This window comes from Streptococcus chosunensis (genome assembly GCF_003626515.1).
GTDB classification, from domain to species: domain Bacteria; phylum Bacillota; class Bacilli; order Lactobacillales; family Streptococcaceae; genus Streptococcus; species Streptococcus chosunensis.
Genome location: NZ_RBCK01000002.1, coordinates 264,100 through 282,041 on the forward strand (window position 1 = coordinate 264,100; position 17,942 = coordinate 282,041).

The window sequence follows — 17,942 nt, forward strand, 5'->3', positions numbered from 1 at the left end:
TTGGCTTTGATATAGTAGAGTCAGAAAGGATATGGAATGAAGTTACGAATCGAAATTGACAGCAATTTAGAGGAAACTGAAATTGTCATCAAGGCAGCGGCTTTGACAGATGAGATTGCGGATTTACAGCGCCTCTTGCAAGAATCCAAGTCTCCTAGGTTGATTTTTTACAAGGGGACGGGTGAATATTATCTGGACTTGTCGGAAATTCTTTTCTTTGAAACAGAGGGGAACAAGATTTACGCCCATACCCAGAAAGATGCCTACGAGGTTCGACTTAAACTCTATGAGTTAGAGTCTATCCTGCCCCGTTATTTCAGTCGAGTATCCAAGTCGACCATTGCTAATATTCGGCAAGTTTACTCGGTGGACAAGTCCTTTTCAGGAACGGGCACCATTTCCTTTTATCAGACCCACAAGGAGGTTCATGTGTCACGGCATTACCAATCCCTCCTAAAAGAAAATCTAAGAAACATGAGGTAAGAACATGAAAAAGAAAGTATTTGGTATTGTGTTGCTAGTATTGGCGGCATGGATTTTATTACAGGGACATTATGGTGTCCCATCCTTGGAGACTAAGTATTCTCCCTTCATCTTTATTGCTTTTCTTTTTTATAAGGCAATAGAATCTTCCCTTAGGCATCATTGGACAAGTGCCACTTTTTTAGCATTAACAGCATTAAATATAGTGAATCTTTTTTATGATTGGATTCAGCTATCTCCGGTTTCACTTATTTGGGCTAGTATTTTAATCGTAATGGGTGTCAGCACACTCACTCACTCTAACAGAACTTGGAATGGGAAAAAATGGTGGCATGATGGTGAAAAGACCATTCTTATAGATAAGGAAGTCGCTTTTGGGACGGGGACTTTCTACAAGCAAAACCAAGAATTGGTAGAAGACCAAGTAGAAGTTGGTTTTGGCAGTGCCAAGATATATTATGACAATGCAGAGATTTTAGGAGATACCGCAACCCTGAAGGTGGAAGTTGGTTTCGGAAGTGCAGTTATTTATGTTCCCCAACATTGGGAAGTTGATTTAAAGGTAGAAACTTTCTTTGGTGCAGCTAAGGCAGATGCTCCTGTAGCCCCAACCAGCAAAACCTTGATTATTCGCGGGGAAGTGGCTTTTGGTAAACTTGGTGTTGTCTACGTCAAATAAAAAAATCTTCCGTAAGTGTCTAGAGTTTTGGGAAAGTGAAAAATTAAATATCATAAAACTTGAGAGAGCGAGAAAATCGCTCTCTTTTTTCGTTGCAAAAATTAAAGAAAGGAGAAAAAATGTCAGATAATCCAGAATTGATGGGATATATTTAGGGAAATAAATTATATGCCTTGATTCTATAATTTATTTCATTGTCCCTTTAAAACAGATTTTCTCATTATCCATTATGATATAGCTGTAAATTAACACTAGCTTGTGACAAGAAAGGATTACCTATGAAACAACACAAAACAAAGGTCTCAAGGTTGACTAGAGACATAATGATTTTAGATTTGATGAATACAATGGGATGGACTAGAAGCCGTGCTATTGCAGCTATTGAAGAGTTAGAGCAAACTCATCTTGTTTATTTTCCTGAAGCTGGTGGCTTGAGGTTACAAGTTGTAGGAGGCTACTAATGGCGGATATCACAATTGATCAACTAGCTACTCTAACTTTTTATCAAATTCCAGAAATATTTTTCACCCGTATTCAACACAATGAGAACGGCTATGTCAAATTGACTAGTTCTTACACAGGTCTTTCATCTGATGCTAAGTTAGCTTATGGGGCTCTCTATAATCGTTGTAAATTAAGTATCAGTTCATTCCAGAAGGGCAATAGAGATTACGTTGATGAAAATGGAGCAGTCTTTCTAATTTTTACAGTTTCTGACTTGATGCTACTACTGGATAAGGGAAAGATGAAGGTTACTAAAATCAAGAAAGAACTGCAAGAACATGGTCTCTTACGGGAAGTTAGGCAGGGACTCAATAAGCCAAATAGACTTTATCTTCAGCTAGTAGATGCTAATTTAGAAATAGTGGAGCACTATTCAGCTGATGGTGAGTTACTGAAGAGGGTTAATGCTTTTGGTAAAGTTCTCTATGAAAAAGTACCCCAAAGCATTGGTAATAGCGAAAGTATCAAAAATGGACGTCCGCAAAATGGACTTCAAAACGTCCACGAAGCGGACGGAATAAATACAGAGAGGAGTCAGACAGAGTCCTCATACGATACTAATCGATACGAGGGCGAGTCATCTTTATCTGATTTATCAATCTCTGAAGCATTTAAAATGGGGCAACATGGTTTTCTTTCTCCTACTCTAGTTCAGAAACTCAGTTTGTTTGGAAAAGATGCAAAAATTCTTGAAAATAAAATCTATCAATCAAAACGTCAAGTTGAGAAGAATTACAATAACCTCTTAGCTAATCAGGAAATTTATGGAGAGGTTTGGCTGCAAGATCTTGAACGTGAGCTTGATAAATTGATTTTCAAAATTAAAACAGGAGAGACTGAAGAAAAACCAATCCAGAATGTTCCAGCGTACTTCTACAAAATGATGATTCGCTTCTGGAAAATGGCTCTGCTTATCGAAAAAGAACAGGGCTTTATGGAGCTATCAAGACAAAGTGAGCTCGCTAGAAAATTCCCTGATGAGTGCCCTAGTCTGATTGCATACTATTATCCAGATAAACTGTCGGAGACGAAACTCAATAGCTATTTATCAGAATTGTCTAAGGGAGTTGAAACATGTTAAAAGATGAATTTAGATCAATTGATGGTAAAGTGCTAACGATAGGTCGTAGCCCGAAGGAGAAAATCTACATGGTTCCTAAAGCTGTTTTTGATTTACCGAAAAAAGAAAGAGCTGAGAAACTCAGCCAAATTTTCTCATCATGGCAACAGAAAGAGGATTGATTTCATGGGATTGTTTAATAACCAAGAGAGAATGAACAGATTACAAGCTGTGAAGGCTACACCTTCTCAACCAGTTCAAGAGATTGAAATGATTGTAGAGTATTTTGATAAAACGGTAGACAGTATTTCCGTCACTTCCAACTTAGAGGAACTAGAAAAAATGGTATCAAGTTCATTTGGAACAGGAGCGAGTATGAATTTTCCATCAGCGACTCCGCCGTTTTCTATCAATCCTCGCTGGGTGAAGAAGATAACTTATCGGACAAAATAAGGAACAATATCAGGAGGATAGTAATGTTTAAACTAGTTACAATGGCTTTATTATTGATCTTAGCTTATGGAATAGGGCTTGTCATGCTGGAGCTGAAGAATGCTCCTCTGATGGATGATGAAATACTATCAAGTCCAAATAATGAAGGAGACAAGTAGATGTGAGGAAACAAACACAAAATCGTATCAGAGAATTACGAAAGCAGTCTAGATTGTCTCAGCAAGCCTTGGCTGATCAGATAGGAGTATTTCGTAACACCATATCGAACTGGGAAACAGGATATAGTCAGATAAGTCTTGAAAATGCTAAAAAAGTAGCAGAATACTTTGGTGTAACTATTGACTACCTGTTAGGATCAGAATCGGACCAAACCTAGTACAGATAACTCTATATTGACCGAGAAGTCATTAAACTACAGACCTTTGAAAACTGAATACAAGGCTTGCCCTGATACAGCGTGGCTATGGATAAAAAAGAAACGGGGGCGAGTAGCAAACTAGAAAAGGATATCTAGTCCAGCCACTGAACGAAAAAGCATGACAAAGGTCATAAGCTGAAGGAGTAAGGGTTCCTAGACTATAAACCCAGCACATGAAATACCGATGTAAAAATACGTTTTTACACAGCACGGCGTTATTTCGCCTTTCAACTTCAAGGAGAAATCTATGATAGATGAAACAACTGTCCGCTTAAGGGACTTAAAAAACTTAGGAAAGCAAGGAGGTGCGACAGCTCGCTTAGAGGACGGAACAGACCTTATCCTGAAGCCAGACTATGCAGTCAAACAGGCTAGAGGATACGTAGACGGTATTCTAAGGGATGTTGAATTTCATTTGCCTTATAAAAAGGTTTATGATCAAATTCGCACTATCAAAAAAGGAAGCCACATAGTGGCTAGGAAAGTCAGAAGTCCATCGGGAGTGGAACTTCGCTTGACAGGAAAAGGCTACCAGCCTAAGAACACTAAAAATTAGAAAAGGAAAAATCATGAACAAAAAACAAGTATTAGCTACACTAGCACTATCAACAATTGTCCTTGGACAAGCTGGATTTGTATCAGCAGACGAGCTTGCACCAATTGATTCTTCAGCTCCAACAACAGAAGTAGTTACGCCAACAGCACCTAGCACTTCAACAGAAACAGAGGCTCCAGCAGTTCAGCCAACAGCACCTAGCGCTTCAACAGAAACAGAAGCTCCAGCAGTTCAGCCAACAGAGCCTTCAGTTACTCCAGTTGATCCAACAGCTCCCTCAGACAAGAATAACGCAGGAAGTCTTGACGGAGTGCCAGCTGATAAACCAGCACCTTCAGATAAGGCGCAAGACAAGGATAATGCAGGTAGTCTCGATGGTGTACCAACACCATCAGATAAACCACAAGACAAAGACAACGCAGGAAGTCTTGACGGAGTGACAACTGATAAACCAGCACCTTCAGACAAGCCACAGGACAGGGATAATGCAGGTAGCCTTGATGGAGTCCCAGCTGAAAAGCCAAAAACAACAGATGAGGCGAACGAGCAAGGAAAAACACAAATTGGGACTATTTCAACCGCAACAGGTCAAGTGGTTCATGATCTGATAAAAGATCCTGTTGAAACGAATACAGGAGCATCAATTGTCAGCACTCAAAACGGAAATCTTGTCCTTTCAAATGGCTCTGTAGTTGCTCCTGAAGAGGTCGGAGGTACTGTCAACGAAGATAAGACTATCTCTGTTACTGATAAAGAAGGCAAACTTAAAACACTTCCAAACACTGGAACCGCAGAAAGTATTCTAGGTACTATTGGTGGCATGTTGTTGACAGCAGTGGGTTACTTTTACAAGAAAAAACTATTTTAATTAAGAAAAGGAGACATATATGACAGAAAAAACAAAAGGACACGGATATTTCCGTAAGAAAAAATGGGCTAAAGGCTTAGTTTCGGGAATCGCAGTTGCAGGGATTGTAGCTTTCTCTGCAGGATCTGTATTGGCAGATGAAGCAGTCCAGCCTGAAAGCAAAAATGACAACAACGCATACGCAAAACAAGCTGGTAAAACAACAGGAAGCCAGTCTGTAGCGATTGATAGTACAGAAGTCACAAAGGCTACTGAAAAGGCTAAAAAAGCTGGAGTAGTTGTATCTGAAACACCAAGTGTTGACAAAGGTACAGACACTAATTCATCTAGTCTTGAACAATCTAAGTCTGAGATTAAGCAAGATCAGGACAAGCAGGTCAAGGAGCTTGAAGCTACAACTGCAAAACAAGTTCAAAATAATGAGGCCTTCAAAGAAGCGCATGAAGCTATTCACGCTAACAATAAATTTGTAGCTGATGAAAAAGCCAAACATGAAGGGGAAACAACTGTCATTGTAACGAATGACGGTTCGACAGCTACTGATGGAACAGCATCTAAAAACAAGGAAGCTGTTACAACAGCTAAGAAAGTCTTGTCAGAGAACAAGAAAGCAGTAGCAGATTACTTGGTTGAAAAAGGAAACTATGATACTACTGTTAAACAAGCTACTATTTTAAACAAAGCGGTAGAAAGCGCATCTGAACAGCTGAAGAAAGAAAAAGTTGATGTTAAGGTCGTGACACGTACTGTTTCTTCAGTCAAAGAAGTAGAGGCACTACAAAAGAAAAATGACCAGGCTATTGCAGCTGCAAAAGGAAAAGTTGAGCTTAACAAAGCGATTATGGCTGCCTACACAGAGAAGAAGAATGCTAGTGATCAAGTCAATCAAGATGCTGATCGCAAATCAGCTGATTTGAAAAATTCTGGCGTACTTTTAACTTCTAAAACACAGGAAGTTTCTTCAGCTGATGAAGCGAAGCAAATTGGGAAACAAAACCAAGCAGCTTATGATAAAGCTAAGAAAGCACAAGCAGACTGGCAGAAGAAATACAATGAACTTCGATCTAAGACAAGCACGGAAGGCTACACAAAAGAAGTAGTCTTGCAAGCTCTCAGTCTTGCAACAGCTAATCCTGAAGCAACAGTGAAGTCATCTGCTTCAGGTTCAACAGTAGTAACGACAAGTTATATTGCTTCCTCAAGTGGTTCTTCAGGATATGGTCGTATTCTTGACTCGACTAAGGTCTTGAAATATAAGGATGTTGGCACTGGATGGAAGACAGAAATTGACTACACTAATCTGAAAGGTTTGACTGTTTCAACTGCAGATGGTAAAAAGCATGATATTTCCCGTATCCATCGAAAATTCGAGATTCTTAATCAAGGGAAGACAGGATTGAATGATGTCTATGTCTTGAATGACCCAACAGAAGGATTCGTAGTAGCTCGTAACGATGGAGCTGGTGGATCAGCAGACTACATGAATTTCTTGGTTACGGATACCTACTACTACAATGTGGATGGGAAAGAAGTAACCTTCAAAGCAAGTGAAAAGACTCCTGCAACCCTGACCTATTCTTCACTCAATCACAATGGTATTGGTTGGGAAGGTGCGAAAGCCATTAACGGAACTCACGTTGAAATTAACGGCTCCACTGTTACAGAAAACAAAGATTATGGCTATGTCTATGCTGAAGACTACAACCGCCAAGAAGATGTAGGGCATCTTTGGGATACATCTGACTCACCTTACCAATACAAGGGCGCTGCACTTGGTGTTTTCAAGGAAGGAACAGCCTTCACAACCGAATTTATCCAATGGGATGGACCAGATAGTCCAAGTGGCCAAACCTATTGGTTCGCTTTGAATACGAAGTTTGTAACGCCAGTTGTTGAAGTTCCAGCTACGGCAACTATCACAAAAACAACCGTGAAGCCAGTTAAGACTGAACCTGTATCAGCTGAATTGGTCAAAGCGAAGAATCCAGTTAAGCCAACCTTGGCTCTTAAAACTATTTCTGAAACTAAAAATCAGAAGTTATCCGCAAGCTATCACGGCTACAAGTTACAGTATAAGCCAGTTGTCAGCAAATCTGTAGCAGATACAGATAAGACCAACACAGATGGCCAAACAGTTGCTAAAAACTCTACTCAGACCTATACATTGACCCATGATAATGTATATGCGAACCTGAAAAAAGGTGACAAGATTACCATCATTGACCCACTCGAAGCTGGTGCTGTTCCTGATGTAGCTGTCACAAAGGCAGCTACAGAGAAAGCGGGTTGGGGCGTTGCCTATGATGCAGGAAAGAACACTTATACGTTTACTGCAACCTACGAAGGGAAACGCTTAGAAGCTCCTGTGATTACTTGGAAGCCAATCTATGATAAAGGATTCTATGACAACACTTATAAAGTGTTAGTGAATAACTATGAAGTATTCTCAAACACTGTGGTAAACTATACATCAAGACCTCCAAAACCAGTAAAATCAGTTCTGGATCGTTCTGGTAAGAATATAAACGGTGCGACAACGTTTGATCGCAACGTTACCTTCCGTTTGACAACAGATTACAGTCCATACACCAAAACTCTTGCTTCAGCGCAGGTACTTGGTAAGAAGTTTGCTATCCTGGATGACGTTCAAGACAATGCCTTCACAGTTGACCACAGCAAGATCAAGATGACTGCTGCAGGTAAAGATGTGAAAAATCTCTTTGATATGTACCATGTGCTCTCAGATGCAGGTCGTACAGATGCAATCAATAACATCCTGAAGGAATTGAACTTGAACCCTAAAGGTGAGTTCTATCTTTGGACACCGAAAGACTCTGCGAGCTTCTACAAAAATTACGTGAAGCAAAATAAAAACGTGACGATTGATCTTCCAGCTAAACTCTTGATTAAAGCAGGGGAGAAAGTCGAGAATGACTTTAAACAAATTGACTTTGGCAATGGCTATCAATCAACTCTTGTCACTGTCTCAGTTCCTGATGTGAATCCAGAGAAACATGCCCTGGATCAAAAGGATAATAAAAAAGTTTTGGATGGCCAAGAAGTACAGATTGGCCAATACATCCGCTATCTACTCGATGGCGTAACGGTTCCAACCAAACACGATAGCCTCTTCCAATATGACGGTAGTGACCAGTTGGATGTGGTTCATGACAGATACACAGGTAATTGGTCTGGTGTCATTCGTGGTACAGAATATGTTGCCGAAAAAGAGCTTACATTGCCTTATGATGTAGTCTTGTCTAACGGAAAAGTGGTTAAGGCAGGAGACAAGATTGCTAAAGGTTCTGCTTATACGTTCCAGTTAGAGTTTGACCAAAGTACAAACTCTGACTTTATCAAGAAGATTGTTAAAGTAACATGGAATGAAAAAGCTGGTAAGTGGGCATATTCTATTGACAAAGATTTCTTGAACTCTCTAGGAGTGAAAGGTACGTTTGACGTTGATTTTTATATTGAAGTCGAACGTATTGCAGCTGGGAAGGTTGAAAATACCTTTATCAATACAGTCAATTTACAAGAGATGACGGCTAAAGTGACAACCACAACGCCAGAACCTCCAAAACCAGAGCCTAAAGAACCACACAAGCCACAACCACAAGCATCGCTTCCAAATACTGGAACAGCTGCAAGCATGCTTCCAACTTGGGGAATGATTTTGGGATTGATAAGTCTTGCAGGAGCTGGACTTCGTAAGCATAAAAAATAGAACATCTAGAAATTCCCCCTCGTCTATGGTATAATGAAGCCATAAAAAAGAGGGGGAAGAGAGATGAGAAAGGACACGAAAATGGATGCACATGTGACTAGAAGTGGATATAGATACTATACCCCAACTAAAACAAAATCAGAAGTCACCAAACCTGAAGCAGAGAAGAAGTGGAAAAAAGGCCTACGTTGGCTAGGAAAAGCCATCTGGTCAGGAATAAAGAACCTACCGAGTGTGATTGCGAGAGCTGCCGTTTTGATGGTTGTGACTCCACTCATGTTTCTCCTCTTTATCTTTAATCTGATTAAGAGCTTGATTGCGACAGCAATTGGTTGGTTTGTGTTTAAGATTGTATCTTTCTTCGTAATAGGTTTTGGATTACAGGGATATGTTTTCCTAACTAAGCAGAACATTCCTGCTCCAGAATGGTTTAATAATCTGATGACAGATTTTGTTTTCCCTCACGGTGTTCCAATCTATTACTGGTGGGAAACGACCATCATCGTTGTCTTGGCTGTGATTACAGCCCTCTCTCTAACCTTTCATCCAGAGGATGAAAAATAGTATTAAATAAACAAAGTAGGTACTAGGAATCTTTCTTAGTACCTTTTTATAAAAGAAAGTGAGAAAAATAATGGATGCAGTTGTAGATTTTATTAACAAAATTGGGAATATCGGTGGGATTATCGGTATTGGTTGGGCCGCTTGGGGTGCCTGGGACTTAGCAGTAGGAATCAAACGTGAATTGGATGACAAGAAGGATAAAGGAATTCAAAGTTTGATTTTAGGCGCTCTTCTCGGTGCCGTCCTAAAAGCCCTCTTTACAGCTTTGGCAACAGGTCTTCAATCTCTTGGTTAGGATGATGAAGAAAGAGGAGGTGGTTTCATGAACCAATCCACGCTTGATCAACTAACCATGAGTCTGAAGGACTATAATGTGACAGCCTATGAATTGATGGAAACTATTTCGGGTTCGATGGAGAAGGTAGCCATTTTGCTTCTTCTCCTTTTTATGGGGATCAACCTCATGAACTGGCACCAGCATCTTAAAAGCAATGGTGGAGAGCTGTCTTTTCAGCTTTGGATTGAAGAAATCCTCAAGTATGCTATTGCACTCTTTTTTATCCTCTATGTGGATGCAATTTTTGATGCCTTGTCATGGTTGTTCAATGTTATCATTAAGTTAGTAGCTAAAAATGCTACAGATCCTTTCAGTTCTGAGGCACCAGATTTTAAAGGCTTAGGTGCTATGGAAAAATGGTTCTTTAAGATTATTTATGGGGTTGTTGATTTTGTCGGTCAGATATCGACTAAGTTGTTGATCTTGTTGCGCTCTTTTACACTTTACACGTATAAGGGAATCGCTAAAATTATTGTCGCTTGTTACATGGTGGATAGCTTACGTCCGATCTGCCTCGGTTTCTTTAAGCTCTATGCTGCTGCTGTCCTTCAGGGCTTGATTCTAGTGGTTGTGATCATGCTTTACCCAGCTATTGTCACTAATGATCTCTTGACAGTTGATAAGACTGGAGCTTTTATAACTGCACTCGTAGCAATCGCAAAAGGAATTATTTACATTGTCCTGCTATTTGGCAGCCAACGAATGGCCAAAAATATCCTGCAGGTGAACTAGGAGGAGAAATGGTTAAAAAGCACTCACAGAAAAGTCAGCAAGTGCTAGGAAATATTTGGAGAGTTATTTTAAAAACAGTAGTCTGGGGGCTACTGTTTTTACTTAGGGCTCTCTTTTTCTATTACTTGTGCCGTAGAGCTCTACAGACAGATTGGCTGGCTATCGTAAGTGGTATTATTTTAGCCTGTGGAAGTGAATTTATTTTCTTTAGAAAAGATAACTGGAAGAAAGGAACAGAATGACACGTTTAGGCAGTGAATTTTTAAAGGCTTTAGATAGCTACGAAAGGCCAGTTTTAGGGTATATGACACTGAGACAGTTAGTGCTACTATTTGGGATAGCATTGACAGTAGTTGTCACTACTATCCTCTATTGGCTTAAGGCACCTGATATAATACTTTATGGCGTTGATATTTTATTATTAGCGCCTTTTGTTATTTTCGGGTGTTATATTGATGAAAAAATTAAAGATGAGGTTCGTTTCCTTTTGACTAAGCAGGAACGCTCTTATCAGACAGATTATGACAGAAAGGAATACACAAGAAATGAATTTATTCGGCCGAAAGAAAACCCTGAAACTCTCTAAGGAAGAACGGGAACGGGCCAAACGTCTAAGACGTACCATGACGGCATCTACACAGAATAGTCTTAATTATCAATGGTTGATGCCTGATGGGCTCATGAAAATTACAAATGATCAATTTTCAAAGACCTATCGCCTAGGTGATACAAGCTATATTACTGCAACAGATGATGAGCGAATTGATATCATTGAAACAAACGCTGATATTTTTAATTCGCTGGATATTGATAATGATATGCAGCTATTGATCCTGAATCGTCGAGTAGAAAGCAATAGCTTATCTTCTATCCGCTATGATTTAGTTGGAGATGGATATGACGATTATCGTAAAGAGTACAATGCGATGATCAATGATCGTTTCTCTCAGGAACAAAATACCTTTAAGGTGGAAAAATATCTGACGATTACTACCCAAACAGACCAGGATCATCAAGCTAGAAGAATCCTCGATGATACAGCCAGCGTTATTGAAAGTCAATACAGTGGCTTAGGAATCTCCTTTAAGGAGTTAGAGGGATTAGATCGTCTTCTTATCTTCCGAAAACTCTTGAGGCGAGAAGGTTTTATTGATTTCAACTATGAAGACATCGCTATTTCTGGATTATCTACCAGGGACTTTGTAGCTCCAAACTATCTGAAGTTTGAAAAAGATCATATGAAAATTGATGATTGTTTCGCAAGGGTGATGTATGTTAGACAATATCCTACCTTCTTGAATGACAAACTGATTAAGAATATTCTGGATACAGGAATTGAATTGGCTATCAGCCTACATGCGAAGCCCTATGATACTGCAGATGCCCTGAAGAAAATCAAGACAGTTAAGTCAAGTGTACGTAGGGAAATGATCAAAAGTCAGAAGGCTGCCGCAAAAGAAGGTTATGGAAGTGACCTGGCCGTTGGTGGGAAAGCTGTGGAGACATCTCGCGAAACAGAGAAATGGACTGAAGAACTCCAGGACAATGACCAAAAAATGTTTTCAGGTGTGATGACGATTTTCTTCATAGCTGACACTCTGGAAGAGTTGAATATCTACACAGAGCAGGTTCAACGATCTGTCCGTAAGAATACGGTAGAACTGGATAAGTGTTACTTGTACCAGGAAGAATCCTTGAATACCATTCTACCGATTGGAATTCCATTTATCAACGTAAAACGCCGTTTTATGAGAGATATGACTACCAGTAACTTGGCCACACAAGTCCCATTTACCAACGTAGATCTTCGATCTAACAGTCCACGTGCAATTTATTATGGCCAGAATCAACTATCAAAGAACGCTATCACAGTTGACCGTAAGAAAGACTTGAATACAGGTTCAGGTTGTATCTTTGGGACTTCAGGATCAGGAAAATCTGTTCTTGCTAAAGGTGGAGAGATAATTCCTACAACTCTACGTTACCCTGAAGATAATATTATTATCGTCGATCCTGAAGATGAGTACACTGGTATTGGCCGAGAATTGGATGCAGAAATTATCACAATCGCTCCTGGATCACAACATCACTTTAACTTGTTGGATCTCCCTGATAAGGATAAACTGCAGGCAGAAGATAGTGACCCGATTGGCCAAAAATCAAACCTCTTATCAACCTTGTTTGAGAATATATTCTCTGAGGTATCAGACGATGAATTTGCGATGATTGACCGTGTAACGAGAAAGACCTATGAGGAATTTGAAAAACCAACCTTTAAGGATTGGCAAGCAGTTTTAGAACGTCAACCTGAAGATGTGGCCAAGGATCTGGCGCTGAAGGCAGAACCTTATACTATCGGTTCAAACGATATCTTTGCTCATCCTACAAATGTCAATATGAATAGTCGCTTTATTATCTTCAATCTCAAGCAGTTGAGTGGTAAATTGAAGCCATTTGCTCTCTTGGTGATTCAGGACTTCATCTGGAACCAGGTAGTCAATAATCAAGGAAAAGCTATTACATGGTTGTACTTTGATGAGTTGCAGCTATACTTCAAAAATAAATTGCAAGCAACCTTCTTTACCGAACTATACTCACGTATTCGTAAGTACGGAGCTATTCCAACAGGGATTACACAGAACCCAGAGACTGTTTTATCTACAGAGGAAGGTAGAAAGCTAGTTGCAAACTGTGAGTTTCTAGCCCTCCTGAAGTTGAAACGGACAGACCTGGAAGCCCTGGAGCAGGTTATCCCTCTTACGCCTTCGCTAGAGCGATTTGTCTTGCGGCCAAAAGCAAAGGGTACTGGTTTGATTGTCGCTGGAGATACCATTGTTCCATTTGAAAATCCTATCCCTAAAGATACCAAACTGTATCAATTGGTTGCTACAGATAGTTAAAAAATAGAAAGAGAGGTGATTTCTTTTGTTTGAAAGTGATCCAAAACAATTAAAACAGGAGCGTAAGAGGAGAATCAAAGAAGGATCATCCCTCAATAATAAAAAAGCTCCTAAAGAAGCATGTTTAGACTCAAAAGTTGCATTTAAAGAAGCTAAGAAGAATTATCGCTTAGCGAACAAAAATTATAAACTACATAAAGGACCTCAAGCAACAGCTAGAGGTCTTTTCTTTAAGCAACAACGTGATCGAGCAAAGTTGGAAAAACAAATTGCAACAACGCTCTATAAACGAGCTAAAAAGGCTGATGACAGTTATATCCCTAACCGCCTGAAGAAACGTGCAAAACAAAGTGCCCGAATGAAAGTGAGACACGACGTTGAGAAGACAGTCAGAGATAATGAGATTCTTGGAGACTGGGTTCAGGCGAGGAAAAACATTCGGGTTCTATAATTTTTAGGGTTGATGGAAATTTTCCACCAACCCTATTTTAGTGTATACAAAAAGGCCAACATCCATTATATTAAAAGCGCTGAAACCTAAAACAAAAGAATGATGACCATATGAACAATATACTAGAAGCTACACTACAAATCAAAGATGCACACAATGAAGGTGTTACATTCCATTTCTTAGAGAATATTAAAGAAGTATTGCGTGATGAGAGTGGGAAAGTAACTGGTGTAAAGGTTATTACAATGGAACTTGGTGAATCAGATGAAAGTGGAAGAAGATCAACGCATGAAGTGGCAGGTAGTGAACATATTATTCCATGTGACCTTGTCGTTGCAGCAATTGAACAAAAGTAGACTTTAGTGTTCTAGATGAAAGGTAAAAATTTGACTTTCGGTCAACATCAGAATACAATAGAAATGAACTAATAGCAGGGGATGCATATTTAGGTCCTCAATCTATCGCAACCGCAATTAAAGGCGGGTGAGAAGTTGCGACAGAAGTACATGAATCGTTTAAAGAAAACACATAAATAACTTGTGGTGCCTTTCGTTTTTTTACTGGGAAAATTAAGGAACTATAGTTATAAATCCTTAAATATATTAATATATTAACATACGTATATTTATGGGAAGAAGGTTATGTCATCTATAGTTGTACTTCTGACGATAAGGTTGTTCGTGTACCAAAGGAAATTAAAGGTAAACCTGTTATCGCAATTGGAGAACGTGGTCTTGCTAACTTGAAACATTGTGAGGCAATCGTTTTACCAGATACAGTACGATATATTGGAAAAGGTGCGTTTACGATTGACAATAAGTTAAAGTATGTCCACTTTGGTAAGTCAATAGAAACAGTAGAAGATGATGTTTTCAACTCTGATAGTTCATTAGAATCAGTTGTATTCCCAGAAGGAACAAAGAGTATTGGAACATTAGTATTTTGGGGGACATCATCAATTAAATCTATTACAATTCCAGCAAGTGTAACAGAAATTACAGAATACTTCTATTTTGTGGATAACTGTAACCCAGATGTAGAAATCCATACACCTAAGGGATCAAAGGCAGAAGAAGTAGCTAAAGCAATGCAACTTAAAGTAGTAAATGACTAAAGGGGAATAGTATGAACAAAAAATTACTATCAGGCTTAGGGACTGACCCCAAAAAGTGAGAATTTAATAAAAACACCCTAGGGCTACCGTCTTCGGTATTCAACCGGAGACAGGTAGTCCAATTTTTGTTGGATTCTTTTTTCATTAGGTTCTTCATCAACACTATTTGACAAAGAGCCAAAAGAATCAGGTGATAAACCTGATTCTTTTTTTGTTTGTACATTCTCACCAAGATTACATGATACCGAAGAAACGAGCTGCGATACCAACTGCAAAGAGGGCAAGGATGATTGTGATTGGAGATACTTTTTTCTTAAGCAACCACATGCAAAGGAAAGTAAGGAGAAGTCCCATCAATCCTGGAATCAATGAGTCCAACTGACCTTGAAGCGTTTGTGGTTGAACTCTATCTAGGCTCATACCACTAAGCGCTTGACCAAGAATGCCCTTCAACTCAGCTCCTGTAACAGGACCTTCTGGGAAGTTGATGTAGGCACCTTCTGACAATTGTTTGCCTGGAAGGTTGATAGTGAAGTTGATGGATACCCAACGTTGTACAAGAACGGCAAGGATGAACATACCAAGGATAGAAGCACCTTTAGTGATGTCTTTCAAGATACCACCAGACATGTCTTTAGTGATCTCAGATCCAGCTTTGTAACCGAACTCTTGTGTGTACCATAGGAAGGCCATACGGATAGCATTCCATCCGAAGAAGAAGAGAAGTGGACCAACAAGGTTACCAGATGCAGCAAGTGATGCACCAAGAGCTCCAAGGATAGGACGAACTGTAAACCAGAATACTGGGTCACCGATACCAGCAAGAGGTCCCATCATACCGATTTTAACCCCTTGGATAGCCGCGTCGTCGATTTCAACACCGTTAGCGCGCTCTTCTTCAAGTGCAAGAGTAACCCCCATGATTGGAGCAGCGACGTATGGGTGAGTGTTGAAGAATTCAAGGTGGCGCTCAAGAGCAGCCGCTTGGTCTTCTTTTTTAGTGTACAATTTTTTGATAGCTGGGATCAATGAGTAAGCCCAACCCAAGTTTTGCATACGTTCGTAGTTCCAAGAACCTTGAAGGAATTGTGAACGCCACCAAACTTTTTGACGATCTGATTTTGATAATTGAATTTTTTCAGCCATGATTGTTCCCCTTTCTAGTAGTCTTCTAGGATATCACCGATTGGGTCGTTAGAAGTTGCAGCTCCGCCGCCACCGTTTCCACCTTGTTTTGTAAGGTTAAGGTAGATGAAGGCAAGGGCAACACCGATGACACCAAGGGCAATCAAAGTCAATTGAGAGATTGCTGCAAGAGCAAAACCGATTGCGAAGAATGGCCATACTTCACGAGTTGCCATCATGTTGATAACCATAGCGTAACCAACGGCAACGACCATAGCACCACCGACAGCCATACCACCATTCAACCATTCTGGCATCAAACCAAGAGCATCTTGAACAGCAGAAGCTGGGATAGCGATAAGGAAGGCAGCAGGGATTGCAATACGAAGACCTTGAAGAAGAAGTGCAACAAAGTGAGCACGCTCAACAGCTGCAATGTTTCCGTCTTTAGCAGCAGCATCAGCTGAGTGAACTAAGGCAACTGAGATTGTACGAACAATCATTGTCAAGAAAAGTCCAGCTACAGCAAGAGGGATAGCTGTTGCCGTTGCAACGGCGATACCATCAGTAGTAAAGTTACCACCTTTGATCAAGATGATTGCTGCAGCAACAGATGCAAGAGCAGCGTCAGGAGCTACGGCAGCTCCGATGTTTGCCCAACCAAGGGCGATCATTTGAAGAGATCCACCAAGCATAACCCCTGCTTCGAGGTTACCAGTTGCAAGTCCGATAAGGGTACATGCGACGATTGGTTGATGGAATTGGAATTGGTCGAGGATACCTTCAAGACCTGCAAGGAAGGCAACAACTACAACCAAGATAGCAGAAATGATTGAAATATCTGACATGGTTTTATTCCTTTTCTATTTAGTTTTAATAAAGTATTTAATCCTGTTTTCAAAAATGATAGAAACAGATTAACATTATTGAACGTTTGCTTTCTTAATCAAGTCAAACAAATCTTTTTTCGTGTCGTTTGGTACTTTACGTACGTCAAATTCAACACCGAGGTCACGCATTTTTTCAAAGGTTGCAACGTCTTCTTTGTCCATAGACAAAACGTTGTTGATCATTGTTTTACCTGTTGAGTGAGCCATAGAACCAACGTTAAGGGTCTTGATTGGCACGCCACCTTCGATAGCACGAAGTGCATCTTGTGGAGTTTCAAACAAGATAAGGGCATGAGTTTCGCCGAAACGTGGGTCTTTTGCAACGTCGATCAATTTCTGGATTGGGACAACGTTAGCTTTTACACCGTTAGGAGCTGCTTGTTTAATCAATTCTTTACGAAGATCGTCGTTTGCTACGTTATCTGAAGCAACGATGATACGGTCTGCTTTTGAATCTGGAGTCCAAGCAGTTGCAACCTGACCGTGAAGGAGACGAGTGTCTAGACGGGCAAGGTTAATCTTGAGTTTTCCATCTCCGATAACAGTTCCTTCTGGGATAGCAGCTTGGGCAACTGGAGCAACTGCAGCACTTGCAACTTCCTCAGCTGGATTTAGCTCTTCTGGAAGAGCTTTGATGCCATCTTTGGCTTCTTTAATAATATTAGCAGCGACTTTTTCTACACCTGCAGCAGCGTCCATCAGGCGCTCTGTATAGGCTTGAATCAACATCGGTAAGTTAAGTCCTGTGATGATGGCAAACTTACGCTCAGGATTTTCTCCCATCACGCGGCTAGCTTGGTTGAATGGAGATCCACTCCAAAGGTCAGCCAAAACTAGAACCTCATCTTCTGCGTCAAATGCAGCAACAGCGTTATTAAACTTAGCGTATAGATCATCAGGACCTTCATTTGGCATAAAGGTTACAACTTGAACCTTTTCTTGTTCACCAAAGATCATAGATCCTGACTGATGAATACCCGCAGCAAATTCGCCGTGGCTCGCAATAATGATTCCGATACTCATTATTGTCATTCCTCCTTTTTTGTTTTAGTTTTCATTTAAGAAAACTTTAAGACTGTTT

Annotated in this window: 22 protein-coding genes and 1 pseudogene; 20 read left to right on the top strand and 3 right to left on the bottom strand. The window is 40.1% G+C overall.

The genetic code is table 11. The features are described from left to right. The first annotated feature begins 36 nt into the window (after window positions 1–36). The 20 genes and pseudogenes from D7D54_RS07215 to D7D54_RS07295 all read left to right on the top strand — a co-directional run bounded on the left by D7D54_RS07215 (window position 37) and on the right by D7D54_RS07295 (window position 14,846). Entirely contained in the window at window positions 37–483 is a 447-nt protein-coding gene (locus tag D7D54_RS07215) for a LytTR family DNA-binding domain-containing protein (protein ID WP_020901878.1), read from the top strand. A 4-nt stretch (window positions 484–487) separates the two neighbouring features. Next, window positions 488–1,162, top strand: a complete 675-nt coding sequence (locus D7D54_RS07220; RefSeq protein WP_020901879.1) for a LiaF transmembrane domain-containing protein — start codon at window positions 488–490, stop codon at window positions 1,160–1,162. A 278-nt stretch (window positions 1,163–1,440) separates the two neighbouring features. Then, window positions 1,441–1,623, top strand: coding sequence for a hypothetical protein (locus D7D54_RS09295; RefSeq protein WP_031237655.1), 183 nt, complete (start codon window positions 1,441–1,443; stop codon window positions 1,621–1,623). Continuing rightward, entirely contained in the window at window positions 1,623–2,747 is a 1,125-nt protein-coding gene (locus D7D54_RS07225; RefSeq protein ID WP_020901880.1) for a replication initiator protein A, read from the top strand. The genes D7D54_RS09295 and D7D54_RS07225 overlap by 1 nt, the downstream gene beginning before the upstream one ends. Next, complete coding sequence (locus D7D54_RS09385; RefSeq protein WP_020901881.1) at window positions 2,741–2,908, top strand: hypothetical protein; 168 nt, start codon at window positions 2,741–2,743, stop codon at window positions 2,906–2,908. The genes D7D54_RS07225 and D7D54_RS09385 overlap by 7 nt, the downstream gene beginning before the upstream one ends. A gap of 4 nt (window positions 2,909–2,912) precedes the next feature. Beyond that, complete coding sequence (locus tag D7D54_RS07230; protein WP_020901882.1) at window positions 2,913–3,179, top strand: hypothetical protein; 267 nt, start codon at window positions 2,913–2,915, stop codon at window positions 3,177–3,179. Between the two features lie 23 nt (window positions 3,180–3,202). Next, window positions 3,203–3,337: a hypothetical protein gene (locus D7D54_RS09590; protein ID WP_020901883.1), complete on the top strand. Its 135-nt coding sequence runs from the start codon at window positions 3,203–3,205 to the stop codon at window positions 3,335–3,337. 2 nt (window positions 3,338–3,339) lie between these two features. Next, complete coding sequence (locus tag D7D54_RS07235) at window positions 3,340–3,555, top strand: helix-turn-helix transcriptional regulator (RefSeq protein WP_020901884.1); 216 nt, start codon at window positions 3,340–3,342, stop codon at window positions 3,553–3,555. Window positions 3,556–3,844: 289 nt separating this feature from the next. After that, the gene (locus tag D7D54_RS07240) at window positions 3,845–4,153 is read left to right on the top strand and encodes a hypothetical protein (protein WP_020901885.1); all 309 of its coding nucleotides are present in this window, start codon (window positions 3,845–3,847) and stop codon (window positions 4,151–4,153) included. 13 nt (window positions 4,154–4,166) lie between these two features. Next, the gene (locus D7D54_RS07245; RefSeq protein WP_120719129.1) at window positions 4,167–5,021 is read left to right on the top strand and encodes an LPXTG cell wall anchor domain-containing protein; all 855 of its coding nucleotides are present in this window, start codon (window positions 4,167–4,169) and stop codon (window positions 5,019–5,021) included. Between the two features lie 19 nt (window positions 5,022–5,040). After that, window positions 5,041–8,748, top strand: a complete 3,708-nt coding sequence (locus tag D7D54_RS07250) for an SspB-related isopeptide-forming adhesin (RefSeq protein WP_020901957.1) — start codon at window positions 5,041–5,043, stop codon at window positions 8,746–8,748. A 63-nt stretch (window positions 8,749–8,811) separates the two neighbouring features. After that, entirely contained in the window at window positions 8,812–9,312 is a 501-nt protein-coding gene (locus D7D54_RS07255; RefSeq protein WP_020901958.1) for a hypothetical protein, read from the top strand. 70 nt (window positions 9,313–9,382) lie between these two features. Next, complete coding sequence (locus D7D54_RS07260) at window positions 9,383–9,607, top strand: hypothetical protein (RefSeq protein ID WP_000340303.1); 225 nt, start codon at window positions 9,383–9,385, stop codon at window positions 9,605–9,607. Between the two features lie 27 nt (window positions 9,608–9,634). After that, window positions 9,635–10,381: a hypothetical protein gene (locus tag D7D54_RS07265; RefSeq protein WP_020901959.1), complete on the top strand. Its 747-nt coding sequence runs from the start codon at window positions 9,635–9,637 to the stop codon at window positions 10,379–10,381. An 8-nt stretch (window positions 10,382–10,389) separates the two neighbouring features. Beyond that, on the top strand, window positions 10,390–10,623 hold the full coding sequence (locus D7D54_RS07270; RefSeq protein ID WP_020901960.1) for a hypothetical protein: 234 nt from the start codon (window positions 10,390–10,392) through the stop codon (window positions 10,621–10,623). After that, the gene (locus D7D54_RS07275; protein WP_006155160.1) at window positions 10,620–10,967 is read left to right on the top strand and encodes a PrgI family protein; all 348 of its coding nucleotides are present in this window, start codon (window positions 10,620–10,622) and stop codon (window positions 10,965–10,967) included. Before D7D54_RS07270 ends, D7D54_RS07275 begins: the two co-directional genes overlap by 4 nt. Next, window positions 10,927–13,281 (top strand): VirB4-like conjugal transfer ATPase, CD1110 family, encoded by a 2,355-nt coding sequence (locus D7D54_RS07280; protein WP_031237680.1) that lies wholly within the window; start codon window positions 10,927–10,929, stop codon window positions 13,279–13,281. Before D7D54_RS07275 ends, D7D54_RS07280 begins: the two co-directional genes overlap by 41 nt. A gap of 25 nt (window positions 13,282–13,306) precedes the next feature. Next, window positions 13,307–13,723 (top strand): annotated as a pseudogene (locus D7D54_RS07285) (phage tail tip lysozyme); the annotation flags it as partial. 119 nt (window positions 13,724–13,842) lie between these two features. Next, complete coding sequence (locus D7D54_RS07290) at window positions 13,843–14,088, top strand: hypothetical protein (protein ID WP_004238875.1); 246 nt, start codon at window positions 13,843–13,845, stop codon at window positions 14,086–14,088. A 362-nt stretch (window positions 14,089–14,450) separates the two neighbouring features. Next, complete coding sequence (locus tag D7D54_RS07295) at window positions 14,451–14,846, top strand: leucine-rich repeat domain-containing protein (RefSeq protein WP_075230488.1); 396 nt, start codon at window positions 14,451–14,453, stop codon at window positions 14,844–14,846. A gap of 234 nt (window positions 14,847–15,080) precedes the next feature. On the opposite strand, the gene D7D54_RS07300 is transcribed toward D7D54_RS07295, so the two are convergent. The 3 genes from D7D54_RS07300 to D7D54_RS07310 form a co-directional block, all read right to left on the bottom strand. Continuing rightward, window positions 15,081–15,992 (bottom strand): PTS system mannose/fructose/sorbose family transporter subunit IID, encoded by a 912-nt coding sequence (locus tag D7D54_RS07300; protein WP_000818322.1) that lies wholly within the window; start codon window positions 15,990–15,992, stop codon window positions 15,081–15,083. 14 nt (window positions 15,993–16,006) lie between these two features. Continuing rightward, window positions 16,007–16,819: a PTS mannose/fructose/sorbose transporter subunit IIC gene (locus D7D54_RS07305; protein ID WP_049479446.1), complete on the bottom strand. Its 813-nt coding sequence runs from the start codon at window positions 16,817–16,819 to the stop codon at window positions 16,007–16,009. Window positions 16,820–16,894: 75 nt separating this feature from the next. Continuing rightward, window positions 16,895–17,884 carry a PTS sugar transporter subunit IIB gene (locus D7D54_RS07310; protein ID WP_120719130.1) on the bottom strand — a complete coding sequence of 330 codons (990 nt, stop codon included), beginning with the start codon at window positions 17,882–17,884 and terminating at the stop codon, window positions 16,895–16,897. Window positions 17,885–17,942: the final 58 nt, after the last annotated feature.